Origin of the sequence: Clostridium novyi NT (assembly GCF_000014125.1) — a bacterium.
In the GTDB taxonomy this organism is placed as follows: Bacteria; Bacillota; Clostridia; order Clostridiales; family Clostridiaceae; genus Clostridium_H; species Clostridium_H novyi.
On sequence record NC_008593.1, the window covers coordinates 164,473 to 188,325 of the forward strand.

At 33.1% G+C, this 23,853-nt stretch carries 17 protein-coding genes, 3 tRNA genes, 3 rRNA genes, 1 pseudogene and 1 other annotated feature; of the genes and pseudogenes, 21 read left to right on the forward strand and 3 right to left on the reverse strand.

The window, feature by feature from the left end; genetic code table 11:
- Positions 1-45: 45 nt before the first annotated feature.
- The 10 genes from lysS (at position 46) to fusA (ending at position 13,175) form a co-directional block, all read left to right on the forward strand.
- Positions 46-1,578 carry a lysine--tRNA ligase gene (lysS, locus tag NT01CX_RS00895; protein ID WP_011721157.1) on the forward strand — a complete coding sequence of 511 codons (1,533 nt, stop codon included), beginning with the start codon at positions 46-48 and terminating at the stop codon, positions 1,576-1,578.
- A 127-nt stretch (positions 1,579-1,705) separates the two neighbouring features.
- Positions 1,706-1,780, forward strand: a tRNA-Asn gene (locus NT01CX_RS00900).
- Positions 1,781-1,838: 58 nt separating this feature from the next.
- Positions 1,839-2,007: a binding site (T-box leader), on the forward strand.
- A gap of 55 nt (positions 2,008-2,062) precedes the next feature.
- On the forward strand, positions 2,063-3,454 hold the full coding sequence (locus NT01CX_RS00905) for a glycine--tRNA ligase (protein WP_011721158.1): 1,392 nt from the start codon (positions 2,063-2,065) through the stop codon (positions 3,452-3,454).
- Between the two features lie 365 nt (positions 3,455-3,819).
- A complete protein-coding gene (murD, locus tag NT01CX_RS00910) occupies positions 3,820-5,196 on the forward strand; it encodes a UDP-N-acetylmuramoyl-L-alanine--D-glutamate ligase (protein ID WP_011721159.1) in 1,377 nt (458 codons plus the stop codon).
- 586 nt (positions 5,197-5,782) lie between these two features.
- Positions 5,783-7,295 (forward strand): 16S ribosomal RNA (locus NT01CX_RS00915).
- A 174-nt stretch (positions 7,296-7,469) separates the two neighbouring features.
- Positions 7,470-10,374, forward strand: a 23S ribosomal RNA gene (locus tag NT01CX_RS00920).
- Between the two features lie 55 nt (positions 10,375-10,429).
- A tRNA-Asn gene (locus tag NT01CX_RS00925) sits at positions 10,430-10,504 on the forward strand.
- A 17-nt stretch (positions 10,505-10,521) separates the two neighbouring features.
- Positions 10,522-10,638, forward strand: a 5S ribosomal RNA gene (rrf, locus tag NT01CX_RS00930).
- The 16S, 23S and 5S rRNA genes sit together here with 2 tRNA genes alongside, the layout of an rRNA operon.
- Positions 10,639-10,643: 5 nt before the next feature.
- Positions 10,644-10,718 (forward strand) — tRNA-Asn (locus NT01CX_RS00935).
- 378 nt (positions 10,719-11,096) lie between these two features.
- Complete coding sequence (gene fusA, locus NT01CX_RS00940; RefSeq protein ID WP_011721160.1) at positions 11,097-13,175, forward strand: elongation factor G; 2,079 nt, start codon at positions 11,097-11,099, stop codon at positions 13,173-13,175.
- A gap of 133 nt (positions 13,176-13,308) precedes the next feature.
- Here fusA and rbr read toward each other — a convergent pair whose 3' ends face one another.
- Entirely contained in the window at positions 13,309-13,899 is a 591-nt protein-coding gene (gene rbr, locus NT01CX_RS00945) for a rubrerythrin (protein ID WP_011721161.1), read from the reverse strand.
- Positions 13,900-14,057: 158 nt separating this feature from the next.
- Between rbr and NT01CX_RS00950 the strand changes: the two genes are divergently transcribed.
- The 11 genes and pseudogenes from NT01CX_RS00950 (at position 14,058) to hisE (ending at position 21,786) form a co-directional block, all read left to right on the forward strand.
- On the forward strand, positions 14,058-14,300 hold the full coding sequence (locus NT01CX_RS00950; RefSeq protein ID WP_011721162.1) for a hypothetical protein: 243 nt from the start codon (positions 14,058-14,060) through the stop codon (positions 14,298-14,300).
- Positions 14,257-14,451 carry a hypothetical protein gene (locus NT01CX_RS00955; protein ID WP_011721163.1) on the forward strand — a complete coding sequence of 65 codons (195 nt, stop codon included), beginning with the start codon at positions 14,257-14,259 and terminating at the stop codon, positions 14,449-14,451. The genes NT01CX_RS00950 and NT01CX_RS00955 overlap by 44 nt, the downstream gene beginning before the upstream one ends.
- Positions 14,452-14,681: 230 nt before the next feature.
- A complete protein-coding gene (locus NT01CX_RS00960) occupies positions 14,682-15,947 on the forward strand; it encodes an ATP phosphoribosyltransferase regulatory subunit (RefSeq protein WP_011721164.1) in 1,266 nt (421 codons plus the stop codon).
- Positions 15,948-15,972: 25 nt separating this feature from the next.
- Positions 15,973-16,611, forward strand: coding sequence for an ATP phosphoribosyltransferase (hisG, locus tag NT01CX_RS00965; RefSeq protein WP_011721165.1), 639 nt, complete (start codon positions 15,973-15,975; stop codon positions 16,609-16,611).
- 11 nt (positions 16,612-16,622) lie between these two features.
- Positions 16,623-17,915 (forward strand): histidinol dehydrogenase, encoded by a 1,293-nt coding sequence (gene hisD, locus NT01CX_RS00970; RefSeq protein WP_011721166.1) that lies wholly within the window; start codon positions 16,623-16,625, stop codon positions 17,913-17,915.
- Positions 17,915-18,985 carry a histidinol-phosphate transaminase gene (gene hisC / locus NT01CX_RS00975; protein WP_011721167.1) on the forward strand — a complete coding sequence of 357 codons (1,071 nt, stop codon included), beginning with the start codon at positions 17,915-17,917 and terminating at the stop codon, positions 18,983-18,985. Before hisD ends, hisC begins: the two co-directional genes overlap by 1 nt.
- Positions 18,966-19,556, forward strand: a complete 591-nt coding sequence (gene hisB, locus NT01CX_RS00980; protein WP_011721168.1) for an imidazoleglycerol-phosphate dehydratase HisB — start codon at positions 18,966-18,968, stop codon at positions 19,554-19,556. The genes hisC and hisB overlap by 20 nt, the downstream gene beginning before the upstream one ends.
- A gap of 19 nt (positions 19,557-19,575) precedes the next feature.
- Positions 19,576-20,292 carry a 1-(5-phosphoribosyl)-5-[(5-phosphoribosylamino)methylideneamino]imidazole-4-carboxamide isomerase gene (gene hisA, locus NT01CX_RS00985; RefSeq protein ID WP_011721169.1) on the forward strand — a complete coding sequence of 239 codons (717 nt, stop codon included), beginning with the start codon at positions 19,576-19,578 and terminating at the stop codon, positions 20,290-20,292.
- Between the two features lie 11 nt (positions 20,293-20,303).
- Positions 20,304-21,035, forward strand: a pseudogene (gene hisF / locus NT01CX_RS00990) (imidazole glycerol phosphate synthase subunit HisF); the annotation flags it as partial.
- A gap of 21 nt (positions 21,036-21,056) precedes the next feature.
- Entirely contained in the window at positions 21,057-21,380 is a 324-nt protein-coding gene (hisI, locus tag NT01CX_RS12580) for a phosphoribosyl-AMP cyclohydrolase (protein WP_420834411.1), read from the forward strand.
- 73 nt (positions 21,381-21,453) lie between these two features.
- Positions 21,454-21,786: a phosphoribosyl-ATP diphosphatase gene (gene hisE, locus NT01CX_RS00995; RefSeq protein ID WP_011721171.1), complete on the forward strand. Its 333-nt coding sequence runs from the start codon at positions 21,454-21,456 to the stop codon at positions 21,784-21,786.
- 37 nt (positions 21,787-21,823) lie between these two features.
- Here hisE and cls read toward each other — a convergent pair whose 3' ends face one another.
- Both cls and NT01CX_RS01005 read right to left on the reverse strand, forming a co-directional pair.
- Positions 21,824-23,263, reverse strand: coding sequence for a cardiolipin synthase (cls, locus tag NT01CX_RS01000; RefSeq protein ID WP_011721172.1), 1,440 nt, complete (start codon positions 23,261-23,263; stop codon positions 21,824-21,826).
- Between the two features lie 32 nt (positions 23,264-23,295).
- Complete coding sequence (locus NT01CX_RS01005; protein ID WP_039242422.1) at positions 23,296-23,646, reverse strand: hypothetical protein; 351 nt, start codon at positions 23,644-23,646, stop codon at positions 23,296-23,298.
- Positions 23,647-23,853 lie beyond the last annotated feature (207 nt).

A 23,853-nucleotide genomic window follows, 5' to 3' on the forward strand; every position in this document is an offset into this window, starting at 1 on the left:
AATTTAAGTAGGTTTACACAACTGAATAAACGGAGGGATGCTTTTATGGGAGAAAAGCAATTGACAAAGGAAGAAATCAAAGCAAGAAAGATGGAAGCCAAAAAAGAAGCAGAATTTAATGCATTAGTAAAAGAAAGAATGCAAAAGCTTGAAAATCTTCAAGAGCAAGGCAAAGATCCTTTTGATGTATACAAAGTAGAAAGAACTCATACATCACAACAAGTAAAAGACAACTATGATGAATTAGAAGGAAAGAATGTAACTGTAGCTGGTAGACTTATGTCTAAAAGAGTACACGGTAAAGCAGGATTTTCTGATATTCGTGACAGATACGGAAAAATACAATTATATATAAAGATCAATGATGTTGGAGAAGAAAAACTTAAAGAATATAAGACATTCGATATCGGTGACTTTGTTTCTATTACAGGTACAGTATTTAAGACTAAAACTGGAGAAATAACTTTACATATTCTTGATTTCCAATTACTAAGCAAATCTTTAAAACCATTACCAGAAAAATTCCATGGCTTAAAAGATCCAGATTTAAGATATAGACAAAGATATGTAGACTTAATAATGAATGAAGACGTAAAAGAAACATTCATGAAGAGAACTGCTATAATAAAAGCTATTAGGGAATTCTTAGACAATAGAGATTTCTTAGAAGTTGAAACTCCAATTTTATCACCAATAGCAGGTGGAGCTGCTGCAAGACCATTCATAACTCACCACAATGCTTTAGATATAGATATGTATCTTAGAATAGCAACAGAACTTTACCTAAAGAGACTTATTGTAGGTGGATTTGAAAAAGTATATGAAATAGGTAAAAACTTCAGAAACGAAGGAATAGACGTAAGACACAACCCAGAATTTACAGCAATAGAATTATATGAAGCATATGCTGATTACAATGATATGATGGAAATTACTGAAAATATGGTTGCTTATGTTTGTGAAAAAGTTAATGGAACAACTAAAGTTATGTACGAAGGTACTGAAATAGACTTTAAACCACCTTGGAGAAGAATCACAATGGTGGATGCAGTAAAAGAATATGCAGGAGTAGACTTCAATGAAGTTAAAACTGATGAAGAAGCAAGAGAAATTGCAAAATCAAAGGAATTAGAACTTAAAAAAGAACTAAAAGATTGCACAAAAGGTGATATCTTAGTAGCATTATTTGAAGAATTTGGTGAAGAGAAATTAATGCAACCAACATTCGTTTGCGATTATCCAAAGGAAAACTCACCTCTAACTAAAAAGAAAAGAGGAAATGATGAGTTAACAGAAAGATTCGAAGGATTCGTATACGGAAGAGAGATCTGTAATGCTTACTCAGAATTAAATGATCCAATAGTTCAAAAAGAAAGATTCATGCAACAACTTAAAGAAAGAGAACTTGGTGATGATGAAGCATACATGATGGATGACGATTTCATAAATGCGTTAGAAATAGGTATGCCTCCAACAGGTGGACTTGGAATAGGTATAGATAGATTAATAATGTTCTTAACTGATTCTAGCTCAATCAGAGACGTTATACTATTCCCAACAATGAAACCAACAAAATAGTATAAAAGTATATTAAATAAAATTGCCCTGGTTATTAATAAATAATCAGGGTAAAAATTTTAAAAAAATAAAAAATAACTATTGCAATTTATAGAAAACATGATATAATGTTTATTGTAATGAACGTTCCGCGGTAGCTCAATGGTGGAGCACTCGGCTGTTAACCGATAGGTTGGAGGTTCGAGTCCTCTCCGCGGAGCCATTTTTTTATTTTTTGATAAAGAATATTATTTCGATTTACAGGATAAGTTAAAAGAGAATAAAACACAATGACAAAGAAGAGTAATTTTAAGTTTTTAAAAGAGAGGTTGTGGGTGGTGTAAACAACTAAAAACTTACTATGAATGGAGCTTTGGAGTGTATGAATTTGTAAGGAGGGCTAATAGCCAAAAAGGGTGGAACCGCGGAAGTATGTTTTTCGTCCCTTTAGGTGATATAGGTCTTTTTTTTATACGTAAAATTATAAATTAGGAGGTAATTACAAATGGCTTTTGAAAAAACTATGGAAAAAGTAGTAGCACTTTGTAAAGGTAGAGGTTTTATATTTCAAGGATCTGAAATATACGGTGGACTTGCAAACTCATGGGATTACGGTCCGCTTGGAGTTGAATTTAAAAACAACGTAAAAAAGGCTTGGTGGAAGAGATTTATCCAAGAAAGTCCATATAACATAGGTCTTGATTCAAGCATTCTTATGAACAAAGAAGTTTGGGTAGCATCAGGACACGTTGGTGGATTCTCAGATCCATTAATGGATTGTAAAGAATGTAAAGCTAGATTTAGAGCTGACAAATTAGTTGAAGAACATTTAGCTGCTAATGGAAAAGATGATGTTAGCGCAGATGGATGGACTAATCAAGAATTAATGAATTACATAGATGAAAATAACATAGTATGTCCTAAGTGTGGAAAGAAAAACTATACTGACATAAGAAGATTTAACCTTATGTTTAAAACATTCCAAGGGGTAACTGAAGATTCAAGTGCAGAAATCTATTTAAGACCAGAAACAGCACAAGGTATTTTTGTAAACTTTAAAAATGCTCAAAGAAGTTCAAGAAAAAAAGTTCCATTTGGAATAGGTCAAATAGGTAAATCATTTAGAAATGAAATAACTCCAGGAAACTTTACTTTCAGAACTAGAGAATTCGAACAAATGGAATTAGAATTCTTCTGTAAACCAGGAACAGATTTAGAATGGTTCCACTACTGGAAAAATTATTGCTGGAAGTTCTTATTAGACTTAGGCATGACAGAAGACAACTTAAGATTCAGAGATCATGGTGAAGAAGAATTATCATTCTACAGTAATGCTACTTCTGATATAGAATTCTTATTCCCATTTGGATGGGGAGAACTTTGGGGCGTTGCAGATAGAACTGACTACGACTTAAAGAAACACATGGAACATTCAGGTCAAGAATTAACTTACTTAGATCCAACTACTAATGAAAAATACGTTCCATATGTAATAGAACCATCATTAGGTGCTGATAGAGTTGCTCTTGCATTCTTAGTAGACGCTTATGATGAAGAAGAATTAGAAAATGGAGATAAGAGAACAGTATTACACCTTCACCCAGCATTAGCACCATTTAAAGCTGCTATATTACCATTATCAAAGAAATTATCTGAAAAGGCATTAGATGTGTATGCTAAATTAAGCAAGAAATTCAACATTGACTATGATGAAGCAGGTAGTATAGGAAAGAGATACAGAAGAGAAGATGAAATAGGTACTCCATACTGTATAACAGTTGACTTTGATACTTTAGAAGATAATACTGTAACAGTAAGAGACAGAGATAACATGACTCAAATAAGATTATCAATTGACGAATTAGAGAAATTCTTAGAAGAAAAAGTTCAATTCTAATTAAATAATACAAATAATAGAGGCTGCTAACTTGTTAGTGGTCTTTATTATTTGCTTTAAAATAAAAAAAACACCGGAAAAATACATCCGGTGAAAATAAGGTTTAATTATGGGGATATGTTATGTGTCTAATAAAATCTGGGGAATCATACCATCAAATACTTACGACACCCTAGCATTATAACATATTACGACAAAATTTTGCAATATACTATAAAAAAGTTTTTATTTTAAATCTAATAAGAATATTCTGAATATAAAAAAGCACTAAAAAAGTTTCAAATCTATACAATAAGAATATATAAAGTGCTATAATTGATTAGAAAATAACACTTTATAATATTAAGCATTTTGGGGGTTCTCTCATGAAAAAAACATTTAATGAGTTTAAGGATTTTATAAGAAATAAGGAAGTGGCAGTTGTAGGAATAGGAATAAGTAATATTCCCCTAATTCATTTTCTAGTTAAACTAGGAGCTAATGTAACAGCTTTTGATAAGAAAAGTGAAGAGGCTCTAGGAGAAGTGGCAGTAGAATTTAAAAGCAAGGGTATAAAATTACAACTTGGAGAAAACTACTTAGATAATTTAGAAGGATTTGATGTTGTATTTAAAACACCTTCTATGAGAATAGATAATCCAGCCTTAGTAAAGGCTAAAGAATCAGGAGCATATATAACTTCTGAAATGGAGGAGTTTATAAAATACTGTCCTGCAAAAATATTTGGTATAACAGGTAGTGATGGAAAGACAACAACTACAACTCTTGTATACAATATATTAATGACAGAAGGATATAAAACATGGGTTGGAGGAAATATAGGAAATCCTCTTTTTTCTAATATAGAAGAAATGAAAGAAGAAGATAAGGTTGTACTAGAATTATCAAGCTTCCAACTTATGACTATGAAAGAAGAGATAAATTGTGCATTAGTTACTAATTTATCACCTAACCATTTAGATATTCACAAAGATATGGATGAGTATGTTGATGCTAAAAAGAATATTTTTAAATATCAAGAAGTTAATGACTTATTAGTTTTAAATAGAGATAATGATATAACGAACTCTTTAGTTAAAGAAGCTAAGAGTAGAGTTATGCAATTTAGCAGAAAAGAAGAAATTGAAAGTGGCGCTTATCTAAATGGAGATAAGTTAGTGTTACTTGGAAAAGAAGTTTGTGCTTTAGAAGATATAAAGTTAAAGGGAATGCATAATGTAGAAAATCTTTTAGCTGCTTTTTGTCTTGTGTCTGAAGATGCAAGTATTGAAAGTATGGCTAAGGTAGCTACAACTTTTACTGGTGTTGAGCATAGATGTGAGTTTGTAAGAGAAATCGATGGAGTTAAATATTATAATGACTCTATAGCATCAAGTCCAACAAGAACAATTGCGGGACTTAGAGCTTTTGAAAAACCAGTAATATTAATAGCTGGTGGATATGATAAACATATTCCTTTTGAACCATTAGCAGAAGAAGGATTAGACAAAATACAAGCATTAGTATTGACGGGACTAACTAAAAATAAAATTAAAGATGCTTTTGATAAAGCTATGAAAGACAGGGGTATAAACATACCTATATACATGGAAGATGGCTTTAATGAAGCTATTTATAGAGCTAAGGATATTGCAAATGAAGGGGATATAATTACTTTATCACCTGCTTGTGCTAGTTTTGATATGTTCCCTAATTTTGAAGTAAGAGGAAACAAATTTAAAGAAATAGTTAATAATCTATAGAGATAATTTATTCAGTCTAAATTATAACTATGAAAATTTATTTTATAAATTATATAAGAAAACCTCCGTTAAAGTTTGACGGAGGTTTTTATTTTTATTTATTTTAGTATTTTAAATTTTTTTTATTTGGTATTTTATGAGTAGAGGTGTATGTTTATTAATAAAATATTTGATAAAGTGTTTTAAATATGCATATTAGAGCTAATAATTGTGAGTGTATTTTATGAAAATTTGTTTGTAGGTAAATATACTTTACCTGGAGTATCATTTTGCGAAAAAGTGAGAAAATAAAAGAAATATATAGCATTTGAGATTTTATTTTAAAAATATAAATGCACATAAAAAACGTAAGCCTAAAATTCTGATAAGATATTCCTTGTCGTCACGAGAGACGATACGAAATCAAGGAAACAACTTAATAAATGATTTTAAGAAATTAAAAAAGTTTAAAAAAGTTGTTGACAAAGAGATTTCAAATTGATATAATGAATGAGCTGTCAAGAGATGGCGAAAGAAAATGGTCTTTGAAAATTAAACAGAATATAGGTAATAAACCAGTCAATAAATTTGAGTAAGATTAAACTTTTAAATTGAGAGTTTGATCCTGGCTCAGGACGAACGCTGGCGGCGTGCCTAACACATGCAAGTCGAGCGATGAAGCTTCCTTCGGGAAGTGGATTAGCGGCGGACGGGTGAGTAACACGTGGGTAACCTGCCTCAAAGAGTGGGATAGCCTCCCGAAAGGGAGATTAATACCGCATAACATTATTTTACGGCATCGTAGAATAATCAAAGGAGCAATCCGCTTTGAGATGGACCCGCGGCGCATTAGCTAGTTGGTGAGGTAACGGCTCACCAAGGCAACGATGCGTAGCCGACCTGAGAGGGTGATCGGCCACATTGGAACTGAGACACGGTCCAGACTCCTACGGGAGGCAGCAGTGGGGAATATTGCGCAATGGGGGAAACCCTGACGCAGCAACGCCGCGTGAGTGATGAAGGTTTTCGGATCGTAAAACTCTGTCATTAGGGACGATAATGACGGTACCTAATGAGGAAGCCACGGCTAACTACGTGCCAGCAGCCGCGGTAATACGTAGGTGGCAAGCGTTGTCCGGATTTACTGGGCGTAAAGAGTATGTAGGTGGGCATTTAAGTCAGATGTGAAATTCCCGGGCTTAACCTGGGAGCTGCATTTGATACTGGGTGTCTAGAGTGCAGGAGAGGAAAGTGGAATTCCTAGTGTAGCGGTGAAATGCGTAGAGATTAGGAAGAACACCAGTGGCGAAGGCGACTTTCTGGACTGTAACTGACACTGAGATACGAAAGCGTGGGTAGCAAACAGGATTAGATACCCTGGTAGTCCACGCCGTAAACGATGAATACTAGGTGTCGGGGGGTACCACCCTCGGTGCCGCAGCAAACGCATTAAGTATTCCGCCTGGGGAGTACGGTCGCAAGATTAAAACTCAAAGGAATTGACGGGGACCCGCACAAGCAGCGGAGCATGTGGTTTAATTCGAAGCAACGCGAAGAACCTTACCTAGACTTGACATCTCCTGAATTACTCGTAACTGAGGAAGTCCCTTCGGGGACAGGAAGACAGGTGGTGCATGGTTGTCGTCAGCTCGTGTCGTGAGATGTTGGGTTAAGTCCCGCAACGAGCGCAACCCTTATTGTTAGTTGCTACTATTAAGTTAAGCACTCTAACGAGACTGCCGCGGTTAACGTGGAGGAAGGTGGGGATGACGTCAAATCATCATGCCCCTTATGTCTAGGGCTACACACGTGCTACAATGGCTGGTACAACGAGCAGCAATCCCGCGAGGGGGAGCAAAACTTGAAAGCCAGTCCCAGTTCGGATTGTAGGCTGAAACTCGCCTACATGAAGTTGGAGTTGCTAGTAATCGCGAATCAGCATGTCGCGGTGAATACGTTCCCGGGTCTTGTACACACCGCCCGTCACACCATGAGAGCCGGTAACACCCGAAGCCCGTGAGGTAACCGTAAGGAGCCAGCGGTCGAAGGTGGGATTGGTGATTGGGGTGAAGTCGTAACAAGGTAGCCGTAGGAGAACCTGCGGCTGGATCACCTCCTTTCTAGGGAGAATGGAAGCAAAGCTTCCAGACTGGAAACCTGATTCTGTTTAATTTTGAAAGACTAAGTCTTTCAAGAAATTGTTCTTTGAAAATTGCACAGTGATAAAGAAACGAATTAATAAGATTAGAAATAATCTAAACCTAGACACTAATGAAAATTAGTAGATGATGATAGATCAAGCTACAAAGGGCGCACGGTGAATGCCCTGGCACTAGGAGCCGATGAAGGACGTGATAAGCTGCGATAAGCTACATGTAGGCGCACATAGCCTGTGATATGTAGATTTCCGAATGGGGAAACCCATCTAGCTTTGCTAGATACTGTATACTGAATATATAGGTATATGGAGGTACACCTGGGGAACTGAAACATCTAAGTACCCAGAGGAAGAGAAAGAAAATTCGATTCCCTAAGTAGCGGCGAGCGAAAGGGGAAGAGCCCAAACCAGGAACTTGTTCCTGGGGTTGCGGATAGATCACAACGCTTTGATTTCTTTAGTTGAAGAGAGCTGGAAGGCTCCGCCATAGAAGGTAATAGCCCTGTAAGCGAAAAGGAAAGAAAAGTAGATCTACTCCAGAGTACCACGAGACACGTGAAACCTTGTGGGAAGCTGGGAGGACCATCTCCCAAGGCTAAATACTACCTAGTGACCGATAGTGAAGCAGTACCGTGAGGGAAAGGTGAAAAGAACCCCGGGAGGGGAGTGAAATAGAATCTGAAACCGTGTGCCTACAATCGGTCGGAGCACATTAAAGTGTGACGGCGTACTTTTTGTAGAACGGGCCAGCGAGTTACGATGTGCAGCAAGGTTAAGCACTTATGGTGTGGAGCCGAAGGGAAACCGAGTCTGAACAGGGCAACTAGTTGCATATTGTAGACCCGAAACCGGGTGACCTATCCATGGCCAGGATGAAGCGGAAGTAAAATTCCGTGGAGGTCCGAACCACGTTGGCGTTGAAAAGCCATGGGATGAGCTGTGGATAGCGGAGAAATTCCAATCGAACTCGGAGATAGCTGGTTCTCCTCGAAATAGCTTTAGGGCTAGCGTCGGGTAATTAAGTAGTGGAGGTAGAGCACTGAATGGGCTAGGGGCTGACAACAGTTACTGAACCCTATCAAACTCCGAATGCCATATACTTGTACCCCGGCAGTCAGACTACGAATGATAAGATCCGTGGTCAAAAGGGAAACAGCCCAGACCATCAGCTAAGGTCCCAAAGTGTAAGTTAAGTGGGAAAGGATGTGGGATTTCTAAGACAACTAGGATGTTGGCTTAGAAGCAGCCACTCATTTAAAGAGTGCGTAATAGCTCACTAGTCGAGAGATCCTGCGCCGAAGATGTAACGGGGCTCAAACTTACCACCGAAGCTATGGATGTATACTTTGTATACGTGGTAGAGGAGCTTTCTGTACAGGTTGAAGCCATACCGTAAGGAGTGGTGGACAGTACAGAAGTGAGAATGCTGGCATAAGTAGCGAAAAACAAGTGAGAATCTTGTTGACCGAATATCTAAGGTTTCCTGGGGAAGGCTCGTCCTCCCAGGGTTAGTCGGGACCTAAGCCAAGGCCGAAAGGCGTAGGTGATGGACAACTGGTTGATATTCCAGTACCACCATAATGCGTTTGACAAATGGGATGACGCAGGAGGATAGGATGTGCGCACTATTGGATGTGCGTCTAAGCACTTAGGGTGTTAAGTAGGCAAATCCGCTTAACATTAAGCCTGAGGTGTGATGGGGAGTCATTTTTGACGAAGTATCTGATTCCACGCTGCCAAGAAAAGTCTCTATGGAGCAAAATGGTGCCCGTACCGCAAACCGACACAGGTAGATGAGGAGAGAATCCTAAGGTCGTCGGAAGAATTACTGCTAAGGAACTCGGCAAATTGACCCCGTAACTTAGGGAGAAGGGGTGCCTACGAGAGTAGGCCGCAGTGAATAGGCTCAAGCAACTGTTTATCAAAAACACAGGTCTCTGCTAAAGCGTAAGCTGATGTATAGGGGCTGACGCCTGCCCGGTGCTGGAAGGTTAAGGGGAATAGTTAGCGCAAGCGAAGCTATGAACTTAAGCCCCAGTAAACGGCGGCCGTAACTATAACGGTCCTAAGGTAGCGAAATTCCTTGTCGGGTAAGTTCCGACCCGCACGAATGGCGTAATGATTTGAGCACTGTCTCGGCAGTAAATCCGGTGAAATTGTAGTGCAAGTGAAGATGCTTGCTACCCGCGGTTGGACGGAAAGACCCCGTAGAGCTTTACTGTAGCTTAGCATTGAATTTCGGTATTGTCTGTACAGGATAGGTGGGAGACTTAGAAGCCAGGGCGTCAGCTTTGGTGGAGTCATCCTTGGGATACCACCCTGATAGTACTGGAATTCTAACTGGAGGCCATGAATCTGGTCACAGGACATTGCTAGGTGGGCAGTTTGACTGGGGCGGTCGCCTCCTAAAAGGTAACGGAGGCGCCCAAAGGTTCCCTCAGCGCGGTCGGAAATCGCGCGTAGAGTGCAAAGGCAGAAGGGAGCCTGACTGCGACACATACAGGTGGAGCAGGGACGAAAGTCGGGCTTAGTGATCCGGTGGTTCTGTATGGAAGGGCCATCGCTCAACGGATAAAAGCTACCTCGGGGATAACAGGCTGATCTCCCCCAAGAGTCCACATCGACGGGGAGGTTTGGCACCTCGATGTCGGCTCGTCGCATCCTGGGGCTGTAGTCGGTCCCAAGGGTTGGGCTGTTCGCCCATTAAAGCGGCACGCGAGCTGGGTTCAGAACGTCGTGAGACAGTTCGGTCCCTATCCGCCGTGGGCGTAGGAAATTTGAGAGGAGCTGTCCTTAGTACGAGAGGACCGGGATGGACCAACCTCTGGTGCACCAGTTGTTCCGCCAGGAGCACAGCTGGGTAGCTATGTTGGGAAGGGATAAACGCTGAAAGCATCTAAGCGTGAAGCCCACCTCAAGATTAGATTTCCCATAGCGTAAGCTAGTAAGACCCCTGAAAGACTATCAGGTTGATAGGTTGGAGGTGTAAGTACAGTAATGTATTCAGCTGACCAATACTAATAGGTCGAGGGCTTGATCAAATAATTATTATCACTGTGTAATCTTGAAAGAACAATTAGTTCTTTTAATTAATGTTCCGCGATAGCTCAATGGTGGAGCACTCGGCTGTTAACCGATAGGTTGGAGGTTCGAGTCCTCTTCGCGGAGCCATTTAATTTAATAAGTAATCTGGTAATTATGGCTTGAAGGTAACACCCGTTCCCATACCGAACACGATGGTTAAGCTTCAAAGCGCCGATGGTACTGCACTGGAGACGGTGTGGAAGAGTAGGTCGTTGCCAGGTAATGTTCCGCGATAGCTCAATGGTGGAGCACTCGGCTGTTAACCGATAGGTTGGAGGTTCGAGTCCTCTTCGCGGAGCCATTTTTATTTTTTGACAAATTAACATATCATTTATAAAGAAATCAAAAGCTTTGACTATATCTAGCCAAAGCTTTTTTTATTTACTTATTTTATTTATAAATTTGTTAAAGATTAAAGAAACATTGAAGTTTTATATAACCTCTAATAACTATATATAATTAAATAAATATTAAGTGTAATATAAAACATAGTAAAAAAATAAATTTAATAATACGAATATAAATAAAGTAAATATTAATTAAGTAAATATATATCTTAAAAAGATTAAAAATTCTGAAAATTTATAAAAGATTAAAGGACTTTTAATAAAAAAAGAGAATATATTAACAAACAATATGTTATTAAAAAATTAATATGTTATTAAAAGGGGGAATCATAATGAAGTCATATAGCACCCAAAATTTAAGGAATATAGGTTTTATAGGTCACAGTGGTTCTGGTAAGACAACTCTTACAGAGGCAATACTATATTGTACAAAAACTATTGACAGATTTGGTAAGATAGCTGAAGGCAATACCATAAGTGATTATGACCCTGAGGAAAAGAAAAGAAAAATATCAATTGCAACAAGTATTATACCATGTGAATGGAATAATATAAAAATAAACATATTGGATACACCTGGATATTTTGATTTTGTAGGAGAAATGATAGAAGCTTTAAGAGCAGTAGATACTGCTATAATTACATTATCTGGTAAATCGGGGGTTAAAGTTGGAACGGAAAAAGTTTGGAAGTATGTAAATAAACTAAACATACCTAGAGCTTTTTTTATCAACAAATTAGATAGAGAAAATAGTAATTTTGAAAAGGTGTTAGATCAATTAAAAGATAGGTTTGGGATGTCTGTAGTGCCTATTCAATATCCTATAGGAAAGGAAGAAGAATTTAAAGGGGTTATAAATCTTATAGACAAAAAAGCCCGAATTTTTAATCCTAAAAATGAACAAATGGAAGTTAGTGAAATACCTACTGAGTTGTTACCTAAAGTAGATGAATATAGAAAAATGATAATTGAGTCAGTTGCAGAAACTGATGAGGTATTACTAGAAAAGTATTTAAATGATGGAGAATTGACTAATAGTGAATTATATAATGGAATCATTAGTGGAGCAAGAGATGGGGATATAGCTCCTGTACTTTGTGGATCAGCATTTAAGTGTATAGGCATAAATACATTTTTAGAAGATATAATGGAGTGTTTCCCATGTCCTAAAGAATGTAGAGAAATTCAGGCTATTAATACAGGAAACAATGAGCCAATTAATATAAAAATGGATGAGAATAAGCCATTTTCTGCGTTTGTATTTAAAACAGTTGCAGATCCTTTTGTAGGAAAGCTTTCTATTTTTAAAGTTATGACAGGAAAAATTAAATCTGATAGCGTTGTTTATAATGTTAACAAGAAAAAGCAAGAAAAGTTCAGTAATTTATATGTGGTTAGAGGAAAAGATGAAATTAGTGCTAAGGAAATAGTAGCTGGGGACATAGGAGCTGTTCCTAAATTACAATATACATCTACAGGGGATACTTTAAGTGAAAATAAATATGCAGTAATGTATGAAAAAATAGATTTTCCAGAGCCAGTAATTTCTATGGCTATAGTTCCAAAGTCTAAGGGAGATGAAGATAAAATATCATCAGGATTATATAAATTGACAGAGGAAGATCCAACCTTTACGATTTCTAGAGATGAAGAAAATGCGGATACTATAATATCTGGTGTTGGAGAAACTCATTTAGATGTAATTGTAAATAAACTTAAAAATAAGTTTGGAGTATCTATAGAATTAAAAGATCCTAAAATTCCATATAGGGAAACCATAAGGAAGGTTTCAGATGTACAAGGAAAGCATAAAAAACAAAGTGGTGGACATGGTCAATATGGGGATGTAAAGATAAAATTTGAGCCTAGATGTGATGGGAAAACTGATTTATTATTTATAGACAAAATTTTTGGTGGAGTAGTTCCAAAACAATATATACCAGCCGTTGAAAAGGGACTAAAAGAATCTATGAAACATGGTGCATTAGCTGGTTTCCCAGTTATAGGATTAAAGGCAACTTTACATGATGGTTCATATCACTCAGTAGATTCTTCTGAAATGGCATTTAAGATAGCAGCGTCAATTGCATATAAGAAAGCTATGCAACAAGGAGACTCTGTATTGTTAGAGCCTATAATGCATTTGGAAGTTCATGTTCCAAATGATTATATGGGCGATGTTATGGCAGATATAAATAAAAAAAGAGGAAGAGTATTAGGAATGGACTCCTGTGGAGATTTAGAAAAAATAATTGCAGAAGTACCACTAGCTGAGGTTCTTAAGTATGCAACTGATTTAAGAGCTTTAACTGGAGCTAGAGGAAGTTTTAAAATGAAGTTTGAAAGATATGAAGAAGTTCCGTATAATGAAGCAGAAAAAATTATAAATAAGATTAAGGAGGATAAGTAAAAAAATAAAGTTACTATAAAATAAAGTGTAAAATCAGTAAAAATGATTAAATTGCAAACAAAAATAAATTAAATATATAAGAAATTAAAAAACTCACTAATGCAATAAGTGCATTGGTGAGTTTTTATTATTATTAATAGTTTTCTGATAATATTTCAAAGTATCCTTGTGGATGGTTGCATGCAGGACATTTTTCAGGGGCTGCAGCACCTTCATATATATATCCACAGTTTAAGCATTTCCATAATGTAGAATTTTCTTTTTTAAATACAGAACCATCTTCTATGTTAGCTAATAATTTTCTATATCTTTCTTTATGATGATTTTCTATTCCAGCAATAATTCTAAAGCTTTCAGCTATATCAGCGAATCCTTCTTCTTCAGCAACTTTAGCAAATGCAGGGTATAGCTTGTCCCATTCTTCTTCTTCACCATTAGCTGCAGAATTTAAGTTTGCTTTTGTATCTCCAAGAGCAACTGCATATCCAGCGTTAATATCTATAGCTGTATCAGGTAAAGATTCATCTTCTAATAAATATTTTAAAAATATTTTAGCGTGTTCTTTTTCGTTTCCTGCTGTTTCAGTAAATATATTTGAAATTTGTACATATCCTTCTTTTTTTGCTTTAGATGCATAATAAGTATATTTCATAGTAGCTTGGGATTCTCCAGCAAAAGCTTTTAATAAATTTTCAGCTGTTTTTGTTCCTTTTAAATTCTTCATGATAAAAATACCCCCTTATGGATTAACTTGTCTTTTCTTAATTGTATATCATTAATGTTAATAATTCAACATTTTTATTACCTAATAATCACTATCAATAGAATAATTTAAAGAAAATTGAAGAAAATATAACTAAACACATCGAAAGGAAGTACAACATGTCAGAATACAGTTTAAATATAAAAAATGAAATGGATCTTAGTGATTATAGTAAATTTTATGATTATATGAATTTAGTTAACAACGATGATAGGGTTGTAGTTACATTAAATGAAAACAATAAAGAAGATACAAAAATGATTTGTTATATGATGGAGAATAATAATTTTGATGTAAGTTGGAAAGGTGGATATGAAAATGAACAACTACGAATCATGGGTTGCAAAAAAAGGACTCCATAGAGATAATATTACTGATTTTTATTCTAGTACTACTGGCAATATGGAGAGCTTGGAGGAAATGGAATTTGGAACTAATAATATTCATAATATAGGTGATGCTTATGATCAGAAGAAAAAGTTAAAAGAAATCATAATTAATAATTTAAAATAGTATTTTGTGTTATTTAATGTTACTTTTATTAATAAGGCAGTTGATATAGCTAAATATCAGCTGCCTTTTAATTTATGAAATTAAGTGATTTTTAATTTGCAAAAGTAGGTGGAAGTTAAAAAATAAAAATATATTTACAAACAGTCTTGACAAATTTAAGTATAAATAGTAATATTTAATATAATTTAATACTTTACTGTGATAAAGTGATGGAGTGAGGAGGCGACAATTTGGATAAGTTGAAAAAGTACACGCCTGATGGTATGAGGGATATTTTATTTAAGGAATGTGAAGAAAAATTATATGTAGAAAAAAAATTGAGAAATTTATATAAGCTAAATGGATTTTCAGAGATAATCTCTCCGACTTTAGAATTTTATGATGTATTTAATTTTGAAAATCAACCAATTGCCCAGGAAAAGATGTATAAATTATTTGATAGAAATGGAAGAATTTTAGTATTAAAGCCTGATATGACAATGCCAATAGGAAGAATTGTAGCAACTAAAGTAAATTATAAGGATTATCCTTTGAAGCTTTGTTATACATCAAATATATTTAGAATTAATGAAAACTTAAATGGAAAGACTAGCGAAATAACTCAATCGGGGATTGAAATAATAGGTATTGAAAATATAAAAGCTGATGCGGAGGTTGTTATAACAGCAATAGAATCTTTATTACAACTTGGACTTAAAAATTTTAAAATAGAACTTGGACAGTCAAAGTTTTTTAAAGAAATTATTAAAAATGAAAACATAAATAAAGAAGAAGTTTTTACATTAAAAAACTTAATTGAAAATAAGAACTATGTAGCATTAAAAGATTATTTAAAGGAAAAAACAAAAATTATTAAAGCGGATACTATAAAAATACTAGAACAACTCCCAAGGATGTTTGGTGATATAGGTGTAGTTTACGAAGCTAAAAATTTAGTTAATGATAATGAACAACTAAAGGCCTTAGATGAAATTTTAAGCTTGTATAAAATAATTGATAAAGTTGGGTTAAGTAAATATGTTTCTATTGATTTAGGGATGATACAAGACATTGATTATTATACTGGGGTAATTTTTAAGGGATATGTAGAAGGGGTTGGTGATTATATTTTAAGTGGTGGAAGATATGATAAGTTAATAGGTAATTTTGGATGTGATCTTCCCTCTACTGGATTTGGAATTAACATTGATAATATTATAGAAGCGCTTAGAATATATGAGGTTTTAAATATAAGAAAGTTTAGAAATGTTATTTTACATTGTGAAAACAAGTATTTAAATAGAGCATATAAAATTGCAAATAGAGTTAGAAAAAATAATATTATATGTGAAATAAGTTTGAGGGACACAATTGAAGATACTATTAAATATGCAAGGAGTAAGTGTGTAGACAAGATTATATTCATTGATAATAGAGAATTTATTAAGATATATGATATTAATTTTAATAAGAGTAAGGAAGTTATTATTGATAATTTTTTAGAAGAATTAATTTAAAATTTATAGATTAGGGGGCGTTTATTTGAAAAAGGTAAAAATAGCTTTGACTAAAGGAAGACTTGAAGAGAAAGCTATTGAAATATTTAAGGATATTGGTGTGAATGTAGATGAGTTACTTAATAAGGGGCGTAAACTTATATTTCACAGTGAAAATAAAGAATATAATATAGAGTTTTTTCTTGTTAAGGCACCAGATGTAACAACCTATGTAGACTATGGGGCAGCTGATATAGGTATTGTTGGAAAAGATACTTTGATGGAAAAAGAAAAAGATTTTTATGAAGTTATGGATTTAAAAATAGGAAAGTGTAAGTTTGCAGTGGCTACATTACCTGAGATTGATATTTATAAAGGATATAATATTAAAAAAATAGCTACAAAGTATCCAAAAGTAGCAAGAAAATATTTTAGAAATAAAGGAATTGATGTTGAACTTATAAAAATAGAAGGATCAGTTGAACTAGCACCAATAGTAGGACTTGCAGATGCTATTGTAGATATAGTAGAAACAGGATCAACACTAAAAGAAAATGGGCTTGTAGTTGTAGAAGATATATGTAATATAAGTGCCAGAATGATAGTGAATAAGACTAGCATGAAAACTAAGCAAAATGAAATTAGTAAGATTATTGAAAATGTAAATAGGGTAGTAAATAATTAGGGGGATTTTAAATGATAGATATTATAAATGTTACTAAAGAAAACAAACAATCTTATATAAAAATTCTAAAGGATAGGTCTCAAAGTGTAAAAAAAGAAGTTCTTGTAGCAGTTGATGAAATTATAAAAGATGTTAGAGAAAATGGGGATAAAGCTGTTAATAAGTACACTAATCAATTTGATTGTAGGTATATTAATTCACAAAATATAAAAGTAACTGAAGAGGAAATTAAAAAGGCATATGCTCTTGTGGATAAAAATTTTATAGAAGCAATAAAAAAAGCAAAAGAAAATATATTTTTTTACCACGAGAAGCAAAAAAGGAATTCTTGGATTGTTACGAAAGAAGATGGAGTTATATTAGGACAACAAATTAGACCACTAGACAGTGTTGGAATATATGTGCCAGGAGGAACAGCTGCATATCCTTCCTCAGTAATGATGAATACAATTCCAGCTAAAGTTGCAGGAGTAAAAAAAATAGTTATGGTAACTCCCCCATTAAAGGATGGAAGTATAAATCCTAATATTTTAGTTGCAGCTAAGGTTGCTGGAGTTGATGAGATATATAAAGTTGGAGGAGCACAAGGAGTAGCTGCACTTGCTTTTGGTACAGAAAGTATAGGTAAAGTTGATAAAATAGTTGGTCCTGGCAACATATATGTTGCCATGGCTAAAAGAAGTGTTTATGGATATGTGGATATTGATATGATAGCAGGTCCAAGTGAAATATTAGTAATTGCTGATGAAGATAATGATCCTAAATTCATAGCTGCAGATTTAATGTCACAAGCAGAACATGATGAGCTTGCATCTTCAACATTAGTTACTACATCTAATGATTTAGCTATAAAAGTAAAAGAGGAATTGCAAAAACAAATAAGAAAGTTATCAAGAAAAAGTATAATAGAAAAATCTTTAAAGAATTATGGAGCGATACTAGTAGTAGAAAATTTAAAAGAAGCTATTGATATGGCAAATGTTGTAGCACCAGAGCATTTAGAAGTATTAGTTAAAGAACCATTTTCTATGCTTGGAGAAATTAAAAATGCAGGATCAATATTTTTAGGAAAGTTTGCGCCTGAACCTTTAGGAGATTACATGGCTGGACCAAACCACGTATTACCTACAAATGGAAGTGCTAAATTTTTCTCTCCACTATCAGTAGATGATTATATAAAAAAGTCAAGTTATTTATATTACTCAGAAAATGCATTAAAAAAGGTTAAAGATGATATAGTTACAATTGCTAAAACAGAAGGGTTAACAGCTCACGCTAATTCAATTGAAGTGAGGTTTAAATAATGATTCAAGAACTATTTAGGAAAGATATTAAAGATTTTAGACCTTATGATGCAAAAGGAGAGAAATATAAAATTAAACTAGATGCTAATGAAAGTTTTATAGGACTTTCAAAGGAAATTAAGAACAAAATAATAAGAAGTTTAATTGAATTGGAATTTAACAATTATCCAGATCCAGATGCAACAAAGCTTAAAAAAGCTTATGGAGATTATATTGGTATAGATGAAAAAAATATAATGGTTGGAAATGGTTCAGATGAACTTATACAAATACTTACAAATGCTTTTTTAGATAAGAATGAAAAAATAGTAACTCTTAATCCAGACTTTTCTATGTATGAAGTTTATACAAAAGTCCGTGGAGGAAAGGTTTCAGTGTTTGATTTAGATGAAGATTTTAAATTAAATGTGAATAAGATTATAGAGTATATAAATGAAGAAAAACCTAAAATGTTTATTTTTTCAAATCCCAATAATCCAACAGGAGGGGTAATACCTAAATATGACATCATAAAAATAATTGAGAATGTAAATTGCATAGTAGTAGTTGATGAAGCATATATGGAGTTTTATGGAGATTCTATATTGGATTATATTAAGAAATATGATAATCTAATAGTTTTAAGAACAGCATCCAAAGCTATAGGAAGTGCTGCTTTAAGATTAGGATTTTTAATAACAAATGATACCCTTTTAAGAGAAATAAAAAAAGTAAAGCCGCCTTTTAATGTTAATTCAGTAAGCCAAGTTATTGGTGAGATTATATTAAAAGATAAAGATTTTATTAGAGAATCTATAGATAAAGTTTTATATGAGAGAAATTATTTATTAAAAGAGCTAAAAAAGATAGATGGATTAAAGGTTTATGAAACTAAATCAAATTTTGTATTAATTTATAATGAAAATGCAAATGAGATAAACGAGAGCCTAATTAAAATTGGAATAAAAGTAAGAAGTTTTACTGATGAGAATTTAAAAAATTTTATAAGAATAACCGTTGGAAGTAGAGAGCAAAATATAGAAGTTATTAATTGTATTAAGGGGGATAACTATGACTACAAGGAAATGTAATAAGTTTAGAAAAACTTCTGAAAGTGAAATTTCCTTGTCTTTAAATCTAGATGGAGAAGGAAAATCTAATATAGATACAGGTATAGGATTTTTAAATCATATGTTAAATCTTATGACAAAGCATGGTTTTTTAGATTTAGACATAAAAGCTATTGGAGATTTAGAAGTAGATGCTCACCATACTGTAGAAGATATAGGAATAGTACTTGGAAAAGCACTTAAAGAAGCTTTAGGAAATAAGGAAAAAATAAAAAGATACGGAACTTGTTTTTTGCCTATGGATGAATCACTAGCCTTTGTTTCCATAGATATAAGTGGTAGAGCTTTTTTAGTTTATAATTGTGAATTTACTGTGGATAAAGTAGGGGATATGGACACTGAACTTGTGGAAGAATTTTTAAGAGCTTTTGCATTTAATTCAGAGATAACATTACACACTAAAATATTATATGGTAAAAACAATCATCATATGATAGAAGCTATTTTTAAGGCATTAGGACGTGCAATTAAAGAGGCTGTATTAATAGATGAAAAAATAAAAGGGGTGATGTCAACGAAGGGGATTATATAGATAAAAGGGGGCTTAATTAATGATAATTTTACCGGCAATAGATCTGAGAATGGGAAAATGCGTTAGATTGTATAAGGGAGATTTTAATAAAACAGAAATAGTTGCAGAAAGTGCAGTGGACACAGCACTTATGTTTAAAGAGTGTGGGGCAGAATATATTCACATTGTAGATTTAGATGGGGCATTAAAGGGAAAAGGTATAAATTTGGATATAGTTTGTGAACTCATAAAAAAGGTGGATATTCCTATAGAGTTTGGTGGAGGCATTAGAGATATAGAGACTATAGATTATTTAATTGATATAGGAGTTAGTAGGATTATACTTGGAACAGCCGCATTAAATAATGAAAAATTAGTTAGGGAAGCTATAAAAAGATACGATGACAAAGTTGCTGTAGGTATAGATGCTAAAAATGGGTATGTTGCAGTAGAAGGTTGGCTAAATTTAAGTAATGTTAATTATATTGATTTTGCTAAGAAAATGGAGAGTATAGGAGTTAAAAATATTATATTTACAGATATAAGTAGAGACGGAACGCTAAATGGACCAAATTTTGATGCATTATTAAAACTAAAAGAAAACATTAATTGCAATATAACGGCATCCGGAGGAATTAAAGATGTAAATGACATTAAAAAACTTAAAGAGTTTAATATTTATGGGGCAATTGTTGGGAAAGCTATATATTCAAATAATATAGATTTAAAGGAAGCAATAAAGTTAAGTGAAAAGTAGGGGGCAAAAGTATGAAAAATAAAAGAATAATACCTTGTCTTGATGTTAATAAGGGGAGAGTTGTAAAGGGAGTTAAATTTACTAACTTAAAAGATGTTGGTGATCCAGCTAAAATAGCCGAATTCTATGAAAAAGAAGGAGCAGATGAGATTGTTTTATTAGATATTTCTGCAACTTCTGAAGAAAGAGAAACTATGATTGATGTAATTAAAAAAGTTGCGAAAAATGTATCCATACCAATTACTGTTGGTGGAGGGATAAGGACAGTTGAAGATGCTAAAAAGGTAATAGAAGCTGGGGCAAATAAAATATCTATAAACTCAGCTGCTGTAAGAACTCCAAATTTAATAAAAAAAATATCAGATGAATTTGGAAAAGAAGCTCTTGTGGTAGCTATAGACGGAAAAAGAAATAAAGATGATAATGGTTGGAGCGTAGTTATAAGCGGTGGAGAAATTGATACTAGATTGGATGTTTTTAAGTGGGCAAAAAAAGCAGAAGAATTAGGAGCTGGAGAAATTCTTTTAACCAGTAAAGATGCAGATGGCACAAAAGAAGGATATGATATAGAGTTAACAGATGGGGTTTGTAAAACTGTGGATATTCCTGTAATTGCATCAGGTGGTTGTGGAAAACTTCAAGACTTTGGTGATATTTTTGAAAAAACAACAGTAAGTGGTGCTTTGGCAGCCTCAATGTTTCATTTTAGAGAAGTGACTATTAAAGAAGTTAAGGATTATATAGATTTTAGAAAAAAAGAATTAATAAATAAAATAGATTTTAAAAAGGGAAGTGGATTAGTCCCTGCAATTATTCAAGATTTTAAAAATGGACAGGTTTTAATGCTTGGATATATGAATAAAGAATCCTTTAATAAAACAATAGAAACAGGAATTACATGGTTCTGGAGTAGAAGTAGAAATGAGCTTTGGAACAAAGGAGCAACATCAGGAAATACTCAATATGTAAAATTAATTAGTATGGATTGTGACAATGATACTCTTTTGATTAAAGTAGAGCAAATAGGAAATGCCTGTCATAAGGGGCATAGAAGTTGTTTTTATAGAAATATAGATGGTAGGATTTAATATATTATAGTTTAATATACTATAAAAAATTATAGTTAAACATACTATAGATTAAGCATAGGAGTGAGTATAATTGGATAATATAGATGTTATAGAAGAATTATATAATGTAATATTAGATAGAAAAGAAAATGGAAAAGAAAATTCTTATACAAATTATCTATTTGAAAAGGGAATAGATAAGATTTTAAAAAAAGTAGGAGAAGAAACTACAGAAGTTATTGTAGCTGCAAAAAATACAAATAAAGATGATCTGATAGCAGAAGTTTGTGATGTTATATATCATATGGTTGTACTTATGGTAGAAAAGGAAGTTAAATTAGAAGATATAAAAAATGAATTAAATAAAAGAAGAAAAAAAGTAGGAAATAAAAAACCAGAAAGAAGAAAAATTGAAAATATATAAATAAAAAAACAGCATTGATTATTAAAATGCTGTTTTTTTATAATACTGGAGAAAGTAGTCTAGAGATAGACTCTTTAAATTTTATGATTATAGATCTATTTTCGTATGTGTATTGAGTTAACTTAATAGATTCTTTCATATCATTTTTAAATATTTCTTCACATTCAGCTGAAACATTACTATCATATATAAAAGCGTTAACTTCAAAATTCAATTTAAAACTTCGAACATCCATATTTGCAGTACCTATAGAACAAACTTTACCATCTACAACTAATGTTTTGCTATGGATAAAACCTTTCTTATAACAATATCCTTGAGCACCACTTTTAAGCAATTCGCCAAGATAAGAAAAAGATGCCCAATATACAAACATGTGATCAGGTTTACTTGGAATCATAATTTTAACATCTACTCCTGAGAGAGAAGCTATTTTTAAAGCTTCAAATATACTTTCATCTGGTATGAAGTAAGGTGTTTGTATATAAATATTTTTTTTTGCAGATTGAATCATTTTAAGATACCCATTTTTTATTTGTTCCCATTCAGAATCAGGTCCACTAGAAACTATTTGCATTCCTATTTCTCCAGTTGTACGTTTCGTTGGAAAATACTTTTTATCAAAGGTTATTTTTTCATTAGATGCATAACGCCAATCTAGTAAAAATCTTTGTTGAAGAGAATCAACAGCACTACCAGTTACCTTTTGAGTATCACGCCAATAGCCGAACTTTTTATTTTTACCTAAGTATTCATCTCCAATATTAAATCCACCAACATAAGCTTCTTTACCATCAATTACAGCAATTTTTCGGTGGTTTCTATAGTTAATACGAATATTTACAAATGGCAATAATGAAGGGAAAAAACAAGAAACTTTGCCACCAGCAGCTTTTAAATTATTAAAGAAACGATCAGAAAGCCTAAGACAACCCATTCCATCGTATAATAATCTAACTTCAACTCCTTGTGCTGCTTTTTCTGTTAATGCGTCCATTATATAATTGCCTAGTGAATCATTTTTTATTATGTAGTATACCATATGAATGTGATGTTTAGCGTTTTTAATGGAGGATAATAAATCATTAAATTTATTGTAGCCATCTGTATATATTTTTACATTGTTATCTTGAGTAAATACTGATTGACTATTTTTAAGATGCATATAAACCATATCTTTATAATTAATCATATTTTTATCTTTAAATTCCATGGTGTCATTTGTGAGTTGTCTTCCTTGTGAAAGCAGTTTTTTATGAAATCTGTCTTCTGTTGTTTTTAATTTAAACATTTTGTTTCTACTTAAGTTTTGTCCTAAAAGAAGATATAAAATAAATCCCACACCGGGTATTAAAATTAGCACCATTAACCAAGCCCAGGTGGCAGAAGGATTTTTTCTTTCAAAGAATATAATTAAAAGTGCAAATATAAGGTTCAAATATGTTAGAATCTTATATGTGGTAAATAAGTAGTGCATATTTTTAAACCTCCATATATAATAATAGAGTATTAATGATTACAGTTATTGCAACCATTGCATTTATTTGATGATGATTTAGAATTACAATTAGAGCAACTTTTATTTGGAATAACTTTAATCATAAATGAAGAATTTTTATATATAATACCTACACTATTAATATTAACATTAAAATCTTTATTATATATAAATTTTATATCTTTTATGGATTTTGTTATATAGTCCTCTTTGAGAGTTAGGTCATCTAAAAATATATCTACTCTACAGGATTTACAACAACCCTTTATATAAGATAAACGTACACAAGAATATTCTTTATGGGCATCTAGCATTTGTTTAAGTTCGATATATGCTTTATCTGATATTGATATAGTTACCATATAATACAACATCCTTTCCTATAATGAATATTAACATTAAAAATTTTTAGATAGATATTATTTTAACACATTTACAAATAAAAATGTGTTAAAACATTAGTGAAGAAATAAATACATTAAATATGTATATGATATAAGAATTTTGCAATTGAAGAAGGGCAAAATATGAAGAATGGATTTGTAGTTACTATAAATTAGGAGGAATTA

Coding starts and splice junctions, on each gene's coding strand:
- lysS (WP_011721157.1), top strand. CDS start 46: ATGGGAGAAAAGCAATTGACAAAGGAAGAAATCAAAGCAAGAAAGATG.
- NT01CX_RS00905 (WP_011721158.1), top strand. CDS start 2,063: ATGGCTTTTGAAAAAACTATGGAAAAAGTAGTAGCACTTTGTAAAGGT.
- murD (WP_011721159.1), top strand. CDS start 3,820: ATGAAAAAAACATTTAATGAGTTTAAGGATTTTATAAGAAATAAGGAA.
- fusA (WP_011721160.1), top strand. CDS start 11,097: ATGAAGTCATATAGCACCCAAAATTTAAGGAATATAGGTTTTATAGGT.
- rbr (WP_011721161.1), bottom strand. CDS start 13,899: ATGAAGAATTTAAAAGGAACAAAAACAGCTGAAAATTTATTAAAAGCT.
- NT01CX_RS00950 (WP_011721162.1), top strand. CDS start 14,058: ATGTCAGAATACAGTTTAAATATAAAAAATGAAATGGATCTTAGTGAT.
- NT01CX_RS00955 (WP_011721163.1), top strand. CDS start 14,257: ATGAACAACTACGAATCATGGGTTGCAAAAAAAGGACTCCATAGAGAT.
- hisD (WP_011721166.1), top strand. CDS start 16,623: ATGATAGATATTATAAATGTTACTAAAGAAAACAAACAATCTTATATA.
- hisC (WP_011721167.1), top strand. CDS start 17,915: ATGATTCAAGAACTATTTAGGAAAGATATTAAAGATTTTAGACCTTAT.
- hisB (WP_011721168.1), top strand. CDS start 18,966: ATGACTACAAGGAAATGTAATAAGTTTAGAAAAACTTCTGAAAGTGAA.
- hisA (WP_011721169.1), top strand. CDS start 19,576: ATGATAATTTTACCGGCAATAGATCTGAGAATGGGAAAATGCGTTAGA.
- cls (WP_011721172.1), bottom strand. CDS start 23,263: ATGCACTACTTATTTACCACATATAAGATTCTAACATATTTGAACCTT.
- NT01CX_RS01005 (WP_039242422.1), bottom strand. CDS start 23,646: ATGGTAACTATATCAATATCAGATAAAGCATATATCGAACTTAAACAA.